The organism is Paraburkholderia sp. BL9I2N2 (genome assembly GCF_004339745.1).
In the GTDB taxonomy this organism is placed as follows: Bacteria; Pseudomonadota; Gammaproteobacteria; order Burkholderiales; family Burkholderiaceae; genus Paraburkholderia.
Window position 1 is genome coordinate 1,146,110 of the sequence record NZ_SMGP01000003.1, and the last position, 16,887, is coordinate 1,162,996.

Annotated in this window: 15 protein-coding genes and 3 pseudogenes; 9 read left to right on the top strand and 9 right to left on the bottom strand. The window is 58.4% G+C overall.

The features are described from left to right. Positions 1–1,722, bottom strand: a complete 1,722-nt coding sequence (gene poxB, locus B0G74_RS36130; RefSeq protein ID WP_132381166.1) for a ubiquinone-dependent pyruvate dehydrogenase — start codon at positions 1,720–1,722, stop codon at positions 1–3. Between the two features lie 511 nt (positions 1,723–2,233). Between poxB and B0G74_RS36135 the strand changes: the two genes are divergently transcribed. Continuing rightward, positions 2,234–2,557, top strand: a complete 324-nt coding sequence (locus B0G74_RS36135) for a hypothetical protein (RefSeq protein WP_132381168.1) — start codon at positions 2,234–2,236, stop codon at positions 2,555–2,557. Between the two features lie 33 nt (positions 2,558–2,590). Here B0G74_RS36135 and B0G74_RS36140 read toward each other — a convergent pair. The 3 genes and pseudogenes from B0G74_RS36140 to B0G74_RS47570 all read right to left on the bottom strand — a co-directional run. Further along, a pseudogene (locus tag B0G74_RS36140) lies at positions 2,591–2,806 on the bottom strand (helix-turn-helix transcriptional regulator); the annotation flags it as partial. Between the two features lie 84 nt (positions 2,807–2,890). After that, positions 2,891–3,565, bottom strand: a complete 675-nt coding sequence (locus B0G74_RS36145) for a response regulator transcription factor (RefSeq protein WP_132381170.1) — start codon at positions 3,563–3,565, stop codon at positions 2,891–2,893. Between the two features lie 529 nt (positions 3,566–4,094). Then, positions 4,095–4,321: pseudogene (locus B0G74_RS47570) on the bottom strand (methyl-accepting chemotaxis protein); the annotation flags it as partial. Between the two features lie 279 nt (positions 4,322–4,600). Between B0G74_RS47570 and B0G74_RS36155 the strand changes: the two are divergent. The 8 genes and pseudogenes from B0G74_RS36155 to B0G74_RS36190 all read left to right on the top strand — a co-directional run. After that, positions 4,601–4,807 carry a hypothetical protein gene (locus B0G74_RS36155; RefSeq protein ID WP_132381172.1) on the top strand — a complete coding sequence of 69 codons (207 nt, stop codon included), beginning with the start codon at positions 4,601–4,603 and terminating at the stop codon, positions 4,805–4,807. Positions 4,808–5,007: 200 nt separating this feature from the next. After that, positions 5,008–6,399, top strand: coding sequence for a cytochrome ubiquinol oxidase subunit I (locus tag B0G74_RS36160; RefSeq protein ID WP_132381174.1), 1,392 nt, complete (start codon positions 5,008–5,010; stop codon positions 6,397–6,399). Positions 6,400–6,415: 16 nt separating this feature from the next. After that, positions 6,416–7,405, top strand: a complete 990-nt coding sequence (cydB, locus tag B0G74_RS36165; protein WP_132381176.1) for a cytochrome d ubiquinol oxidase subunit II — start codon at positions 6,416–6,418, stop codon at positions 7,403–7,405. A gap of 103 nt (positions 7,406–7,508) precedes the next feature. Next, positions 7,509–8,252 carry a (Fe-S)-binding protein gene (locus B0G74_RS36170; protein WP_132381178.1) on the top strand — a complete coding sequence of 248 codons (744 nt, stop codon included), beginning with the start codon at positions 7,509–7,511 and terminating at the stop codon, positions 8,250–8,252. Further along, positions 8,249–9,625 carry a lactate utilization protein B gene (locus B0G74_RS36175; RefSeq protein ID WP_132381180.1) on the top strand — a complete coding sequence of 459 codons (1,377 nt, stop codon included), beginning with the start codon at positions 8,249–8,251 and terminating at the stop codon, positions 9,623–9,625. The genes B0G74_RS36170 and B0G74_RS36175 overlap by 4 nt, the downstream gene beginning before the upstream one ends. Further along, the gene (locus B0G74_RS36180) at positions 9,622–10,221 is read left to right on the top strand and encodes an LUD domain-containing protein (protein WP_132381182.1); all 600 of its coding nucleotides are present in this window, start codon (positions 9,622–9,624) and stop codon (positions 10,219–10,221) included. The genes B0G74_RS36175 and B0G74_RS36180 overlap by 4 nt, the downstream gene beginning before the upstream one ends. 248 nt (positions 10,222–10,469) lie before the next feature. Continuing rightward, a complete protein-coding gene (locus tag B0G74_RS36185; RefSeq protein ID WP_132381184.1) occupies positions 10,470–11,033 on the top strand; it encodes an FUSC family protein in 564 nt (187 codons plus the stop codon). An 8-nt stretch (positions 11,034–11,041) separates the two neighbouring features. Next, positions 11,042–11,200 (top strand): annotated as a pseudogene (locus B0G74_RS36190) (organic hydroperoxide resistance protein); the annotation flags it as partial. Positions 11,201–11,260: 60 nt separating this feature from the next. Here B0G74_RS36190 and B0G74_RS36195 read toward each other — a convergent pair. From B0G74_RS36195 to chvE, 5 genes are all read right to left on the bottom strand, one after another. Then, complete coding sequence (locus tag B0G74_RS36195; protein ID WP_132381186.1) at positions 11,261–12,322, bottom strand: maleylacetate reductase; 1,062 nt, start codon at positions 12,320–12,322, stop codon at positions 11,261–11,263. A gap of 38 nt (positions 12,323–12,360) precedes the next feature. Further along, entirely contained in the window at positions 12,361–12,657 is a 297-nt protein-coding gene (locus B0G74_RS36200; protein ID WP_132381188.1) for a Dabb family protein, read from the bottom strand. 140 nt (positions 12,658–12,797) lie between these two features. Next, entirely contained in the window at positions 12,798–14,006 is a 1,209-nt protein-coding gene (mmsB, locus tag B0G74_RS36205; protein ID WP_132381190.1) for a multiple monosaccharide ABC transporter permease, read from the bottom strand. Beyond that, on the bottom strand, positions 13,999–15,537 hold the full coding sequence (gene mmsA / locus B0G74_RS36210; RefSeq protein ID WP_132381192.1) for a multiple monosaccharide ABC transporter ATP-binding protein: 1,539 nt from the start codon (positions 15,535–15,537) through the stop codon (positions 13,999–14,001). Before mmsA ends, mmsB begins: the two co-directional genes overlap by 8 nt. A gap of 91 nt (positions 15,538–15,628) precedes the next feature. Beyond that, on the bottom strand, positions 15,629–16,699 hold the full coding sequence (gene chvE, locus B0G74_RS36215) for a multiple monosaccharide ABC transporter substrate-binding protein (protein ID WP_132381194.1): 1,071 nt from the start codon (positions 16,697–16,699) through the stop codon (positions 15,629–15,631). Positions 16,700–16,887: the final 188 nt, after the last annotated feature.

Sequence of the window (16,887 nt, forward strand, 5' to 3'; positions counted from 1 at the left end):
TTAACGCAACAGATTGACCTTCGCGAGGTCGATAAGCTGCTGGCCTCGCCCATCCATGACCGCACGCAACATGAACAGCCCAAAATGGTAGGCCTCGTCTACGGTCGTCACCGGCGGCATCACAAGTTCCTGACGAGCGCTTACCACGTCGACGAGCGCCGGGCCCGGATGCGCAAAAGCCTCCCGCAGCGCGCCTTCCAGTTCCGACGGATGCTCGACGCGCACACCTTTGATACCCATCGCATTGGCCATCGCGGCGAAGTTCGGATTTTTCAGATCACACCCCGTATCGACGAACCCGCCGGCCTTCATCTCGAGTTCCACGAAACCCAGCGTGCCGTTGTTGAGCACGACGACCTTGACAGGCAAGCCCGTCTGAATGAGCGTGACGAACTCGCCCATCATCATCGTGAAGCCGCCGTCGCCGGACATCGAAATTACTTGCCGGTCTCTGAAGGCAGCCTGTGCACCGATCGAATGCAGCATCGAGTTCGCCATCGAGCCGTGATTGAACGAACCCACCAGCCTCCGTTTGCCGTTCATCTTCAGATAGCGGGCCGTCCACGCGATCGGTGTGCCGACGTCGCAGGAGAAGATCGCGTCGTCGTCCGCCAGTTCGCTCACCAGCCGCGTCACGTACTGCGGATGGATGGTATGGCTGCCTGCTTCGGGCTCCGCCAGCGCGTCCAGTCCCTCCCGGGCGTTGCGATAATCGTCGAGCGCACGGTTCAGGAAGCTGCTGTCCGTTTTCTCCTGAATCATCGGCAACAACTCGCCGAGCGTGTCCTTAACCGTTCCCAACACCCCCAGATCGATTGGACACCGGTTCCCAAGTGCTTCCGCCCTCACATCGACTTGCGCGATGGTCACACCCTCGGGATAGAACTGGCGGTACGGAAAATCGGTACCCAGCATCAACAGCATGTCGCAACCTTTCATCGCCGCATAGCCGGATGAGAATCCGACCAGTCCTGTCATGCCGACGTCGAACGGGTTGTCGTATTCGATGTATTCCTTGCCTCGCAGCGAGTGCACGATGGGCGCTTGCAGCTTGCGCGCGAGCTCCACGACTTCCGCATGTGAATCCTTACAACCGGCGCCGCAGAGCATCGTCACCCGCGACGACCGGTTCAACAGGTCCGCGAGCTTCACGGCCTCGTCGTTCGACGGCCGGATCACCGGGGCCGACGGCATGCTCCATTTCGGCACCGGTTTGGTCAGCGGCCCGAGCGCCACATTGCCCGGCACGACGACGACCGCGACGCCCTTTCGCGCAACGGCCGTCCGGATTGCTCGCCCGAGAATCTGAGGCAACTGGTCCGGGCTCGACACGAGTTCGACGTAGTGACTGCACTCCTTAAACAACAGTTCAGGATGCGTAGCCTGAAAATAGTCGATGCCGATCTCCGAACTCGGGATATGCGCCGCGATGGCAAGAACGGGAACGCCGCTCCGATGGCAGTCGAAGAGTCCGTTGATCAGGTGCAGATTGCCGGGTCCACAGCTTCCGCAGCAAACCGCGAGCTCTCCAGTGAGGTGGGCTTCGGCGCCCGCGGCAAATGCCGCGCTCTCCTCGTGCCGCATATGAACCCATTCAATCGACCCGTCCCGGCGCAGCGAATCCGAGAGTCCGTTCAGCGAATCTCCCACGACACCGTAAATGCGCTTTACGCCCGCCTTCGCTAATGCGCCCACCATGTAGTCAGCTGCCATCTTTGCCATGTCGCTTCTCCGTTCAGATTAAGTCTTCGCTGCTGGCGGCACTTCGCAGTCAGCCTTGAAGCATGTCCGGATTCTAGCGATCGCCTATCATTGGCCCTTTCGTAGTCGCACGGTCTTTATCCGCATGCACGAGTACGGGCATCCATATCAAATGACGTGCACGGCAAACCGTTCGTGGATGTCTGCATTCAGCCATCGTTCCAACGTGAAAGCCTTTACAGAATATTGAATGCGGAGCTATTGATCCCTTTGACCCATTGAGAGCCCGCCTTGCGGATTGGCTTGGGACTTCCGCTTCTGCGCATACGATGAACGCCGCATGGTGTTCGCCGCTCCTCCATTCTGCATTCTTCAATGCGCTGTTTTTTTACTGTCGGCGCATGCAAGTGCGATTAGACAATACGATGTGCCAACGCAAAAGAACGTATCCGTACGCGCGGCAATACTCCATCGCATGTTCAATCACAATCTTGCGCGCCCTACATGTGTTCCAGAGCGCATCGGAGAATGCATGACGACCTCGATCCGATTTCCGTGGTTCCAGACCGGCTACGTCGCCGCGGCTGTTTGCCTGACGATCGGTACATCGTGCCTGCTGCCGGAGCGGGGCCTGATGCGGGCAGTCATGACTTTCGGAACGGACGTCCGGTTGCCACTCCAACGCATCGTCACAGATAACCGGGAGCCTGCGCAAATCACCGACGTGTCGGAGCGGCTGCACAGTTCAGCCTCGGGATCGACGCATGCGCAATCGTCGGCTCATTTGTGGGAGGAGCGCTGCCATCGCGCGGATTTGAGCGCATCATCCGCCACACGGCAAGAACACAATGACTGAACCTGCTTATCGAGCGCCATTCGCTTTCATCCTTTAGTAGTAAGGCGTCTCGCCGACAAAGCGTTTGAACACGGTGGTGAAATGCGCTTGCGAGCGAAAGCCGCGGCTCAGCGCGACATCGAAGACGTTGTGTTCCGAGCTCAGCAACAGCTGAGGTGCGTGTTCGATCCGGCGGCGCAGCAAGTAGTCATGCGGACACAGGCCCGTCGCGCGCCGGAATTGCGTGGCGAAATGCACGCGGGTGAGGCCGGGGCGTCGCATTGCGAGGGCTTCGAGGGAGAAACGAACCGCGATGCGATTTACGTCGCACGGGAGGCATAGATGCCCCGCGGTTCAGCCGCGCTTAATACGCGGCGGTGTAGTGGAGCCTTGTGGCGATTTGACGCCGAGGGCTTCCGCCTTCAGCACGAAATCGGCAAGCGAGCGCGACTCCATCTTCTTCATGGCCTGACCGCGGTGAATCTTCACCGTGATTTCACTCAGCTTCATTTCAGCGGCAATCTGCTTGTTCATCAAGCCGCTCGCGACAAAGGCCGTCACTTCGCGCTCCCGCGGCGTGAGCGACTCGTAGCGACGGCGCAGATCCGCCACCAAGCGGTCCGCTTCGCGCCGTTCCTCGTCCTTGCCGAGCGCGGTCGCCACGGCGTCCAGCATGTCCTGGTCGCGAAACGGCTTCGCGAGAAAGTCCATCGCGCCGGCCTTCATCGCCTTGACCGACATGGCAATATCGCCATGCGCGGTCATGAAGATAATCGGCACACGCACTGCGCCCGCCGCAATCTGTTCCTGCACGGCAAGGCCACTCTGCCCTTTGAGCCGCACATCCAGAATCAGACAGCTCGGCACATCCGGCATCTGGAACGCAAGAAATTCATCCGCGGACGCGAACAGTTCAACCTGCAAGCCCACTGAGCGCAGCAACATACCGACCGCTTCACGCATCGAGTTATCGTCGTCGACGACATAGACAATCGAGCTATTCGCGGCGTCGCCCGTTTCACTGCTCATGGCAGGTTCCCTGGTACCTTCACGTTATTGAAAGTCGCGCGGGTAAAATCGCCAACACAAGTATTCCAAAATTATGCGGAAAGACGATCCAGCATTTGGATTGCCGGTCATGCTTCCCTTGCGCGTTTGCGTTGTAGCGGCAGAGCATGAACGGGTTACCTGATCGCGGACCGACGGAAATCGCCGCAGTGCTTCCTGCCGTTGATTGATGGTGAGCACCACTTCAAGATGCCACTTTTCGGCTCGGGCCAGCGCAGTAGAGCGAATGCGTCAGCCCATACCCAGACCGGACTTTACCGGCCAGCGTCACACCATCTCGTACGTGATTGCAATGCCGCGAGCCGTCAGCAACTCCCAGTTTAAGAGGAACTATTGATGATAGCGAGCAGGGGGTAGGACCGCTATTACATAAACATGTAGGTCGCCCGTTTCCGTTGCAGTAAAGCGGTCCTCTATGATCTGCGGAACGACATGATCGCAACTGCCGGTGCATTTCTCGCAACATGCCAACAACGTGACTGTACCCGGCCATGATGGCCGACACTAGCTTTACCGAACGTACGACTACCTCCATCGTCGTGCCGGCGCGCGAAACTTGTTCATCGCCGAAGCCGATGCGCTGTACCGCATCCTCAATCAATTCCTTGATCTCTTTTTGCCGCGCTCGCGCTGCGCGAAACTGCGTACTTCCGATGCCACCATGGCAATGCCGTGCCCGTCTTCTCCCGCACGCGCCGCTTTAACAGTCGCGTTCAACCCAGTAGACACCGATCGAGAAAGCGACGCAATTCGTCATCGGACTCGCGTGCTTGCACGGGCGTTGTGCAATTGCATGCTGATCCGGACGGAGAGGTAATTGAACGCACTCTCAGCGTCGAAGAATCATCGTGCAAAACGGAAAGTTGCCGTTCGTACCAGGAAACAGCGAAGCCGCACCACTGTCACGCTACGTACTGAAGCAGCCCGATGCGCAAACTGAATCCTGCGCGTATCCCACAGGGCGTTCACCCAATCACCTCACAGTCGGAGACGTACATGGGCAAGAAAATCGCGGAAATCATTGTCGAAGTCCACGAGCGAGCGGGCGTGAGACGCTGCTATGACATCGTGGGCGACACACTCAATCTGTTTGCCGAGGCAGCCAGTCGTCATTGCGCACAGGTCGTCCTGATTCCTTGTCCTCGTTGCTCAACAAGCGTCGAGCGCCAATGGCCTCGCCGCTCTAATTCCAGATTCATGTAATAGCAGTCCTTCGCCCCGCCAACTATCATCAAGCACCTGGAAACATGAACCGTTCAATTCAGTCACTGTGGTCTGGTGATTGCACTGCGGACCTCGATGTGACCGTGAGTCTGATGACCGTCCTGCCGGGCAATTCACGGCAACCGATTCAACAATGTGTCTCGGTTGCGCAAACCAACCTCTATCGCTAGGGGAGCGGTATGGACACCACTGCGCTCATGCTGTCGCGGTTGCAGTTCGCCTTTACGGTTTCGTTTCACATCATTTTTCCGTCTTTCACCATCGGCCTGGCGGCGTGGCTGACGGTACTGGAAACGCTGCATCTGATTACCAGGCGGCCCGTGTACCGCCGCGTTTTCGACTTCTGGCTGAAGATCTTCGGGATCGCTTTCGGTATGGGCGTGGTCTCCGGCATCGTGCTCGCCTTCGAGTTCGGCACCAACTGGAGCGAACTGTCACGCCTTTCGGGGCCGATCCAGGGACCGCTGCTGTCCTATGAGACCTTCACGGCCTTCATGCTCGAGGCGTCGTTCTTCGGCGTGCTCCTGTTCGGCAGGAACAGGGTGAAGCCGGGACTCTATCTCTTCTCGGCGGCGATGGTCACGCTCGGTACGACGCTCTCGGCGTTCTGGATCATGGTGAACAACAGCTGGATGCAGTATCCGGTGGGCTACACGATCCAGAACGGCATCTACGTGCCGGACGACTGGGCGATGATCATCTTCAGTCCGGTTGTATGGGTGCGGTTTCCTCATATGCTGCTCGCGGCTTATGTCACTGGCGCGTTCTGTGTCGCCGCGACAGGTGCGTGGTACACGCTGCGCGGAATGTGTCTTGCGGAAGGTCGCGTGATGCTGCGAATGGGCCTGTTTCTCGCGGCGATCCTCGTGCCGGTTCAGCTGCTGTTCGGGCATCTGGTCGGCGATTATGTGCACCGCTATCAGCCCATCAAGTTTGCAACGATTGAGGCACGCTGGCACGACGAACAACCCGCATCCGAAGTCCTGTTGGCATGGCCCGACGCGGCACACGAAAAGAACGACTATGCGATCTCCGTGCCGGTGCTCGGCAGCGTGATTGCCTCGATGAGCCTCGATTCGAAGGAGGTCGGTCTCACTGATTTTCCGCGGAGCGAGCGTCCGCCGATCGCCATCCCTTTCTTCACGTTCAGGATCATGGTGGCGTGCGGCCTCATCATGCTGCTGGTCGCCTGGGGTGGCACTCTTCTGTCGCTCAAGGAGCGTTTGCTGCAGCGGCGTGCGCTGCTGTGGACGGTATTCCTGTGTTTTCCGCTGCCGTTCATCGCGACCCTCACCGGCTGGTTCACCGCCGAGGTGGGGCGGCAACCCTGGACCGTCTACGGGTTGCTGCGCACCGCGGACGCCGTCACGCCGTTCCTGACGCCACGCGCGGCGGCGGGGTCGCTACTCGTGTTTTGTGCGACCTACGTCTTCATCTTCGCCTTCGGCACCTACTACATCTATAAGTTGCTCAAAGGCGGACCTGCCGGGGACCCACTGCACACGCCGCCTGCTGCCCTGCCGAATCGTCCGCTTTCGGCGGCGACGGATCTGCCGTCAACGGTCAAATAATTTCGGAGACGTGGAAATGATCCTCTACTGGTCGCTGATACTCGCCCTTAGCATGTTGCTGTACGTGCTACTCGACGGTTTCGACCTCGGTGTCGGCATGCTGTTCGGCCTGACCCGCGACGAAACGCGCCGGGCTCATATGCTGGCAGCCGTCTCACCGCTGTGGGACGGCAACGAAACCTGGCTGATCGTGGCCGGCGTCGTGTTGTGGGGTGCTTTTTCGCAGGTCTACTCGTTGCTGGTCTCCGCGTTCTATGTGCCTGTGGTCCTGATGCTCGCCGGCCTGATCTTTCGCGGCGTCGCCTTCGAGTTCCGCGGCAGGGCGCATCGTACGCGGGCGATCTGGGACGTTGGCTTCGTGGTGGGTTCGGTCGTCGCCGCGTTCATGCAGGGCGCAATGGTCGGCGCGCTGGTCAAAGGGCTGCCGGTCGTCAACGGTCGCTTCGCGGGCGACATCATGACGTGGTGCAGCAGTTTCTCGGCACTGTGCGGTGTGGCGTTATGCGCCGGTTACGCTCTGCTCGCTGCGAGCTGGGTCGTCAAGAAATGCGAGGCGGACGCGCGCGACGCCGCGTATCGCGCCATTGTGCCGTTGCTTTGGGTGGTGCTCGTTCTGCTGATCGTGCTGTTCCTTCACGCACTTCATGAAGATCTTGCGATCATGCATCGCTGGCTCGACCGCCCTTATCTCTTTCTTGTGCCGTTGGTCGCGCTATGTGCGATCGCGGGCACCCTGACCGGCGTCAGACGGCGTCGAGACAACCAGCCGTTTCTCATGATCGTGGTGCTGTTCGTCTGCGCTTACGCGATGCTGGCGATTTCCTTCTGGCCGTACATGGTCCCGTTCTCGCTCACGATCACCCAGGCGGCAGGCCCGCATGCAAGCCTCGCTTTCATGTTCTGGGGCGCGGGGTTGTTCGTCTACCCATTGATGCTGATCTACACGCTCTATAGCTACAACGTGTTCAAAGGGAAGGTCGACCTGACTTCGGGTCACCACTACTGACGAACACCGTGCCGACCAGATGCAGGCAAGCCAAGCTTGCCATGAGGTATTGGGATTCGGCAGGTTTCGCTAATTGGAGTCATTCGTAGCCACTGGAGAGATTATGAAAGTTGCCTTGTTTGTTCCATGTTTCATCGATGCCTTCTTTCCCGATGTCGGCGTCGCAACGCTTGAACTGCTCGAGCGATTCGGTTGCGACGTCGACTTCCCACTCGAGCACACCTGTTGTGGCCAGCCGATGGGCAATAGCGGGTGCGAAAAAGACGCCGCCGCGACAGAAGAGCTGTTCGTCAAGAATTTCACCGGCTACGACTATATCGTTGCGCCGAGCGGCAGCTGCGTGCACCACGTGCGCGATCATTTCACGGCAGTCGAACCGACCGCGGAGAGCAGAGCGGTGCGTGCCAACACTTATGAACTGGTTGAGTTCCTGCACGACGTGTTGAAAGTCGACGCGCTTCCGTGGGCCGAGTTTCCGCATAAGGTCGGCCTGCACAACAGTTGCGGAACGCTACGCGGGTTGCGCACCGCGAAGATGTCGGAGATTGACGAGCCGTTCTTCTCGAAACCGCTGTCGCTGCTGAACAAGGTCAAGGGCATCGAGTTCGTTATGCCCGCCCGGCCTGACGAATGCTGCGGGTTCGGCGGCACGTTCTGCGTAACTGAGGAACCCGTCTCGGCACGGATGGGCCAGGACAAGGTTCGCGATCACAAGCAGGCCGGTGCCGAATACATCGTGTCCGCCGACTCGTCGTGCCTGATGCACCAGAAGGGTTGCTCGGAACGGCTCGGCCTCGATCTGAAGTTCATCCACATCGCCCAGATCCTCAATGGAGCCCGTTCATGAAGCGCGTTGACCACGTCAAGGCGTCGCGCGAGTTTATCGCCGACGAAAAGCATCTCGAGTTCCACGACAAGCGACTGTGGAGTTTGCGAACCCTGCGCGATCAGGCGGCGCACGGTATCGAGGAATGGGAAGAACTGCGTTCGCTTGCTTCGGGTATCAAGGAACACACGCTGACGCACCTCGCCGGCTATCTCGAGGAATTCGAGCGGAATGCGACGAACAACGGTGTGATCGTGCATTGGGCAAAGGATGCGGAAGAGCACAATCGCATCGTGCACGAGATTCTCGAGAGCCACCGCGCAAAGACGCTAGTCAAGAGCAAGTCGATGCTCACTGAAGAGTGCGAGATGCGCGAGTATCTCGAAGCGCGAGGCATTACGGTCGTCGAATCCGATCTCGGCGAACGAATCCAGCAACTCGATCATGAGCGCCCCGCACACGTCGTGGTGCCGGCGGTCCACAAGCTCGCCTCGGACGTCTCCAGAGTGTTTGCCAAAACGCTTGGAACCGACCCGGCTAACAGCGACGTACATTACCTCGCCGAAGCGCAGCGCGACGCGACCCGCCCAATCATCCTGAACGCGGAAGCCGGGATGACCGGTTGCAATTTTGCTGTCGCGGAAACCGGCGGCATTACCGTATGCACAAACGAAGGCAATGCCGATCTGAGTGCGAACGTGCCGCCGCTGCACATTGCGTCGATCGGCATCGAGAAGCTGATTCCGAAGCTCGAACACCTCGGCGTGTTCATTCGAATGCTCTCGCGCAATGCGCTGGGGGCGCCGATCACGCAGTACACATCGCACTTCCGCGGTCCACGCAAAGGCGGTGAAATGCATTTCGTGCTGGTGGACAACGGCCGTTCAGCAAGGCTCGCAATGGACGACTTCTGGTACTCGCTGAAGTGTATCCGCTGTGGCGCCTGCATGAATACGTGTCCGGTGTACCGGCGCAGCAGCGGCCTGAGCTACGGCGGTGTGTATTCCGGTCCGATCGGCGCGATCATCAATCCGACTTTCGATCTGAAGAAATACAGCGCGCTGCCGTTTGCTTCGACAATGAATGGTAGTTGCACGAACGTCTGCCCGGTCAAGATCAACATTCACGAGCAGATCTACAAGTGGCGTCAGATTGTCGCCGAGCAGCACGAGTTGCCATTCATCAAGAAAGAGGCGATGAAAGTCGCAGGCAAGGTGCTGGCCGAGCCGAAGCTGTATCGCGTGGCGATCAAGGCAGCGGACACGGCTGTGGCAAAGTTGCCGCGTGCCTTCATCTACAACCCTTTCAATGCGTGGGGCAAGCAACGGGAAGTGCCAGAGGCGCCCGAGCAAACCTTCCGCGACTGGTACCTCAAGAACAGGAAAGCAAAATGAGCAGCCGAAACGCCATTCTCGCAAGTCTGCGCGCCGCGCAGCGCACGCCTGCCACGCTACCCGACGTGCCGATGTTCGACGCCGGTCTGCCGCCGGCGCTCGACACGTTCAAGGAAACGCTTGCCCAGATGGGCGGCATCTGGGCGGAGATGCCCGCTGACGGCGACATCGATGCGCTGATCCGGGCACGCTATCCAGACGCGAAAGTGATCTGCTCAGCCGTGCCCGAAGTGGCCGGTACACGGCGCATCGAGGAGGTCCGCGATCCGCATGAACTGAACGACGTCGATGTCGGCATCGTAAGGCCGCGCTTTGCGGTCGCCGAGACCGGGTCGATCTGGCTCAGCGAAACGCAGTATCAGGTCAATGCGCTTGGCTATCTGTCGCAGCATCTCGTTGCGCTGCTCGATCCGGCCGACATCGTCGGTAATCTGCACCACGCGTATCATCGCTCCGAATTCTTCGCTGCGAACTACGCGGTGTTGATGAGCGGACCCTCGGCGACCGCCGACATCGAGGGTGTCCTGATTCACGGCGCACAGGGGGTCCGGTCTCTAACGGTCATTCCGGCCCCGCGGGTTCGTGCCTCTGGGTAAGCAAAATGAACGCGGCCGCGGTCGTTGGGCGTGTGACGCGCGTTGCCTCGAGCGCTGCGCCCGTTTTCACCGTCAAGGTCATGCACTGCAGGTCACGCTGAAGGCCGGTCTGCGCCTGGAATACTGAGGGACGCCCGGTCGCCGTGAGCGCTGCAAATTGGCGGCGTTCGGGCGAATCGCGGCCTTCCAGGTGGCGGATACGCCACTACCGTGACGGCCTCGTGGCGCTCAAAAAATCTGCACGAACGATGACTGAAGCGAAAGAAACGCGGAACGAAGCGCGCATCCGAGCCGCCGACGTATTGATCGACCTGCTCAAGAGCCTGCCGTTTCGCGACCGGCTCGCCGAGGGCAGCCTGACGGCGCTGCAGGCCGTCTGCGGCGCATGTCTCGCTTACGGCGTCGCCTGCGCGCTGCACACCCAGGAGGCTTTCTGGGCCGCGATCACGGCCATCGCCGTCACGCAACACAGTTACGCGGACACCCGCAGCCTGTCGCGCGACCAGTTCATCGGGGCCATGGCGGGTGGCCTCTTCGGTTTCGTCGGCGCGTCTCTCGGGGCAGGCACGCACGAGATCCTGGGCTACGCGGCGACAATTGCCGCGGTAATCGTCGTCTGCTGGTGCGTGAACGTGGGCAGCGCAGCGCGCCTCGGCGCCATTACCGCGACTATCGTGCTGCTGGTTCCCGCGCAAGGGCCACTATGGGGCGTGCCGTTGTTCCGGCTCATGCAGGTTGTCCTCGGCACGGTGTCCACGCTGCTCGTCAGCCTGATCTTCACCCGGGTTCAGCAAAGGCTGGCGCGACGCTAGCGCCAGCTATATTTGGAAAGGCGAAAAGCAACCTGGATTTCGAGCTGACCCTGCCGAAGGCACTCGGCGGCGGAGGCGGCGATGGCACGAACCCCGAACAACTCTTCGCCGCAGGATATAGCGAGTGCTTCATCGGCGCTCCGAAGCCCTGCAGCGCGCGCGAAAAGAATCAACCGTGTCGAAGTTCTGTGACCGCGGACCTCGACCAGGCGTCTGCTTTCCAAAGTCTACGCCAACGGGCGGGCCCCTTCCCACGCACGCTGCAGCAGTGCTCTCAGCGGTTCATGCTCAATCGGCCGCGGGTTCCAGTATGGGTTCGACAATGCCACCTCGCACGCGTAATCAAGGTCGGCTTCATTCAACCCTATCTCACGAAGGCCCTGCGGAACTCCAAGTTCCTGGTTGAGCTGGTAAAGGCCGTCGGGTGCCGAATCTACGTTCAAGGCCCTGGCGATTCGTCCCATAGCCTCATCCGCAACGGGACTGTTGTAAGCGAGAGCGTGAGGCAGAACGATTGCGTGCGTCTCTGCATGAGGGAGGTTAAATGTTCCACCCAAGGTATGGCACAGCTTGTGATGAAGAGCCATACCAACGTTGCCGAGCACCATTCCGCACAGCCATGCACCGTAAAGACATTCGCCGCGCGCCGCTTTGTCCTTGCTGTTGTTGTTCACTCCACGCAGGCCGCTGGCGAGAGAGCGAATACCCTCTTCCGCCATCAGTGACATGACGGGATTTCCATCCCTTGCGTACAGCCCCTCGGCAGCATGGGCGATGGCGTTGAGGCCGCTGACAATCGAGAGGCGAACCGGGAGCCCCATGGTCAACTCCGGGTCGTACAGGACCGTTTTGGGGATGACCTTGGCATCGCGACCGGTTTTCTTCAGGCCGTTTTTGGTTATCCCGTAGATGGGAGTCATCTCCGACCCAGCATAGGTCGTCGGTATCGCGATAATCGGCAACGACGATTCGAGCGCAATCGCCTTGCCGAGCCCAATCGTCGAACCGCCGCCAATAGCCACTGCACAGTCCGCGTCAACTGACCTTGCGTGTTCGCGCGCGCGGCGAGCGTTCTCCACGGGAACATGCATCTGGGCGCCGTCGAAAACGCCTGCGCTCGAAGGTCCAAGAAGAGACGAAACTACTTCGGCCTGGGCCCTTTGCTCGGGGGTACAGAGAACCAATGCCCGGCGTGCACCCAACGTCTCGACTTCCTGCTGAATCAACTTCATGCTTCCGGCGCCAAATACGACTCTGGAAGCCTGTGTGGTATAGGTGAACTGATACATGAGATTTGCTTCCTGTGTCGTCAAACGATACAGCTCGCCTAGATGTAGTCGACCTGGTGGCGAGCAATACGAGCGTCACCCACGACCTGCTTTACTCGCAAATGCTCAGGATGGGACGCATAAGCGTCGAGCGATTCCTGGCTCTCGAATTCCGTGTAGAGCACGACGTAACAGGCATAGTCCACAGCGCTGACATCCAGCCCGACCTCCAGCTTGGTAAGCCCAGGAATCTTCCCGCTCAGACTCTCGAACGCGGACTTCACGAGCATCGCAGTTTCCTTCTTCTGTTCGGACGTCTCACCGCGGACATTCCACATCACGATATGCTTGACCATATTTAATTCCATTAGTATTGCTTATGCGCAGGCCAAATGTTCGAGATGCAATCTCATGGCTCAAGTATGCATTTCAGCTGGGCCTCGATACGCGCCTGGCCCCGCTGAGCTCTGAGTCTGGCTGCCGCAGGAAGGAGTAGTTACGCCTTGTTCTTGTTGTACACGTCGACGAACACGGCTGCCAGCAGAACGATGCCTTTGATGACCTGCTGATAGTCCACGCCGATGCCCATGATGGACATGCCGTTGTTCATGACGCCCATGATGAAGGCGCCCACAACCGCGCCGACCACCTTCCCGACGCCACCGGAGGCGGATGCGCCGCCGATGAAACATGCTGCGATAACGTCGAGCTCGAATCCGGTGCCAGCCTTCGGCGTTCCACTATTCAGGCGTGCGGCGAAAATCAGACCTGCCAGCGCGGCAAGGACGCCCATATTCACGAAAGTCAGGAAGCTCACTGCTGGAACGCTGACGCCTGACAGCCGCGCGGCCTTCGCGTTGCCGCCGACCGCGTAGATTCGACGGCCGATTGTCGTGCGATTCATGATGAATGTGTACACGCCAATCAGCACGCCCATGATGACGAGCACGGTCGGCAAGCCACGATAGGATGCGAGCAGGTAGCAGAAAAACACAATTAGCGCCGTAAGGACGACATTCTTCGTCACGAACATTGAGAATGAACCACTCTCGACTCCGTGCTTCGCGGCGCCGGCACGATGCCTGAGCTCAATTGCAAAGAAAAGCGCACCGACAAACACTCCCAGGAGAATTGAGGTGATGTGAAGCGCCTGTCCGTGAAAGAGGTCAGGGATAAAACCCGAACTCACAGCGCCGAATGCGTCGGGGAACGGGCCGATAGACTGGCCTTGGAGCACGAGGTTCGTCATGCCACGGAAAACCAGCATGCCGGCTAGTGTCACGATGAACGAGGGCATCCGCCAGAAGGCAATCCAGTACCCTTGCACGGCGCCCATCAGCGCGCCGGCCGCGATACAAATGATGGTGGCCAAAATGTAGTTGACGTCATACTGCACCATCAGTACTGCCGCCAGGGCACCGACCAAACCCGCCGTTGATCCAACCGAAAGGTCAATGTGACCCGAAACAATCACCATGAGCATGCCAAGGGCCATGATGACAATGTAGCTGTTCTGAAGTACGAGGTTGGTGAGATTGAGCGGTTGCATCAATACGCCGCTCGTCGAGACCTGAAAGAACGCCATGATGATAACAAGCGATACGAGTAGTCCGTATTCACTGAAGAAGTGCTTAAGCGAACCGAAGATTTCGCTTTTCTTAACCTCGGCGCCTTCGACGACCACCGGAGAGAGTGCCTTACGCATTTTCGATACCTCCATTTCGCATAATCGCTCGCATGATTTTTTCCTGCGAAACTTCTTCTGCGGTGAATTCGCCGACAAACCGGCCTTCGTTCATGACATAAACGCGGTCACACATGCCGAGAAGTTCAGGCATTTCCGAGGAAATCATGACCACACACTTACCTGACGCAACCACCTGATTCATGATGCTGTAAATCTCGTACTTCGCTCCCACATCGATGCCTCGAGTGGGCTCGTCGAGAATCAGAACCTCGGGTTCGGAGAACAGCCACTTGCTCAGCACAACCTTTTGCTGGTTCCCACCCGACAGGTTGCCAACAACGTGAGTAACGCCTTGTGCGCGGATTCGAAGCTTCTTCAGGAAATCGGTCGCAACCGTTATCTCTTCGTGCTCGTCGACGAAGCCTAACCTGGAGACGCCGGACAGATTTGCCAGCGTGATGTTCCGCTTGATGTTGTCGTCCAGGAGAAGACCATTGCCTTTCCGGTCTTCGGTCACGTATGCGATGCCTGCTTTGATGGCCTTTTGTACCGATGAAACGTCGACCTGCTTTCCGTGCATCAACACCTGGCCGGTAATGCCCTGACCATATGTACCGCCGAAGACGCTCATGGCGAGCTCCGTGCGCCCAGAACCCATCAATCCAGCGATGCCGACGATTTCTCCCTTGCGCGCCGTCAGGTTCACGCCTTTGATGACTGCGCGGTCCCTCTGCGTGGGATGCTGGACACGCCAATCCTTGACTTCAAAAATTACTTCGCCGATGTTCGGAGTACGTGGCGGGTAGCGGTCGGACATCTCGCGGCCGACCATTGCTTTGATGATGCGGTCTTCACTCACACTCTCGGCACTGCAATCGAGTGCGTCAACCGTCGAGCCATCACGAATGACGGTGATACCGTCCGCGACGCGCGAAATCTCGTTAAGCTTGTGCGATATGATGATTGACGTCACACCGCGCGACTTGAGCTCGAGGAGAAGACTAAGCAGCGTGTCGCTGTCTTTTTCATTCAGGCTTGCGGTGGGCTCGTCAAGAATCAACAGGCGAACCTCTTTCGACAATGCCTTTGCAATTTCGATGAGTTGCTGTTTGCCAATCCCGAGCGTGCCTACCGGTGAGTCTGGCGAATCCGATAGGCCCACCTTCGCGAGCAACGCCTTCGCCTTCGCACGCGACACCTGCCAATCGATGACGCCGTGCTTCGACTGCTCGTTACCAAGATAGATGTTCTCGGTAATCGATAGCATAGGTACGAGGGCAAGTTCTTGGTGAATGATGATGATTCCGACCGCCTCGCTATCGGAAATATCGGCGAATGCACGTTCCTGACCGTCGTAAAGGACGTCGCCAGAATAGGAGCCGTGCGGATAGACGCCACTGAGGATTTTCATCAGGGTCGATTTGCCAGCGCCATTTTCGCCGCAAATGGCGTGAATCTCTCCCTGACGCACCCTCAGATTGACGTTATTCAGGGCTTTGACAGCGCCAAAGCTTTTCTGAATTCCGCGCATCTCCAGAATGGTATCCATGGTCAAATTCCTCTAATTGGTCACGCTCGGCCGCGTGTCTGCGCAAGGCGGAGTCCCGCAGGAGGCCCCGCCACGCCAACGTTCAGATGCCTTACTTGATTTGGGCCTGCGTGTAATAGCCGCTGGTGACCAACTCCGATTGGTAATTAGCCTTATCGACGAGGATGGGCTTCACGAGGTAAGTCGGAACGATCTTCGCTCCGTTGTTGTAACTCTTCGTGTCGTTGATAGGAACCTGTTTTCCGCTCAGTGCGTTATCAACCATCTCGGCTGTCACGGTGGCGAGCTTACGAGTGTCCTTGAACACGGTCGACGTCTGGTCGCCTCGAACAATGTTCTTGACGTTCTGGATGTCTGCGTCCTGTCCCGTGACAACGGGCATGGCTTGCTGGGCCGAACCATATCCGACGCCCTTGAGAGACGAGATAACACCAATCGCAATCGCGTCATTGGGCGTCCAGACCGCATCGAGGTGGTCCTTACCGTAGAAAGCGCTCAGCAAGTTGTCCATCCGGGACTGGGCCGTAGCACCATCCCAGTTGCGCGTGGCCACTTTCTCGAAGGCAACCTGCTTGCTCCGAACCACGAACTTGCCACTGTCGATGTACGGTTTGAGAACCGACATGCCGCCTGCGTAGACCATATGGGCGTTGTTATCGTCCGAGGAACCACCGAACACTTCGATGTTGAATGGAGTCTTGCTGCCAGCTTTCTGCCACGCGCTGACGATGCTCTGCCCTTGCAGAACGCCCACGCCGTAATTGTCGAAGGTTGCATAATAGTCGACGTTCCTGGTCTGACTAATCAGGCGGTCGTACGAAATAATCTTGATACCTTTCTTCTGGGCGAGCGCCAGGGCATCAGAAAAGGTCTTGCCGTCGATAGGTGCGATGACCAGTGCTTTGACACCCTTAGCAAGCATGTTCTCGACCTGATTCACCTGTGTTGGAACGTCGTAATTCGCGTACTGCAGATCGGCCGAGTAGCCTTTCGCCTTCAGCGCGTCGACCATGCTTTTCCCGTCGGTAATCCAGCGGGATTCGGTCTTGTCGGGCAGCGAAATCCCGACGACACCTTTATCCTGCGCAAAAGCAGCACCAGACATTGCTGAGAACGCTGCCGAAGCAGCCAGAATGATCGCGACACTCTTCAGAATTTTCATGACTTCGTCTCCTAGTTAGGAATGCGTATTTACGATTCCGGTTTATCGTTTACGGAATCCTCGGCTGACACCCGCGAGCGTCAGCCATTCAAACTCTTACCTGATGAAGACCTCTGCGCCGGCTTCTTTGGAAGAAGCGAACATTGCTTCGATGACACGGCTGATGTTGTACGCCTGCGTGGCAGGCA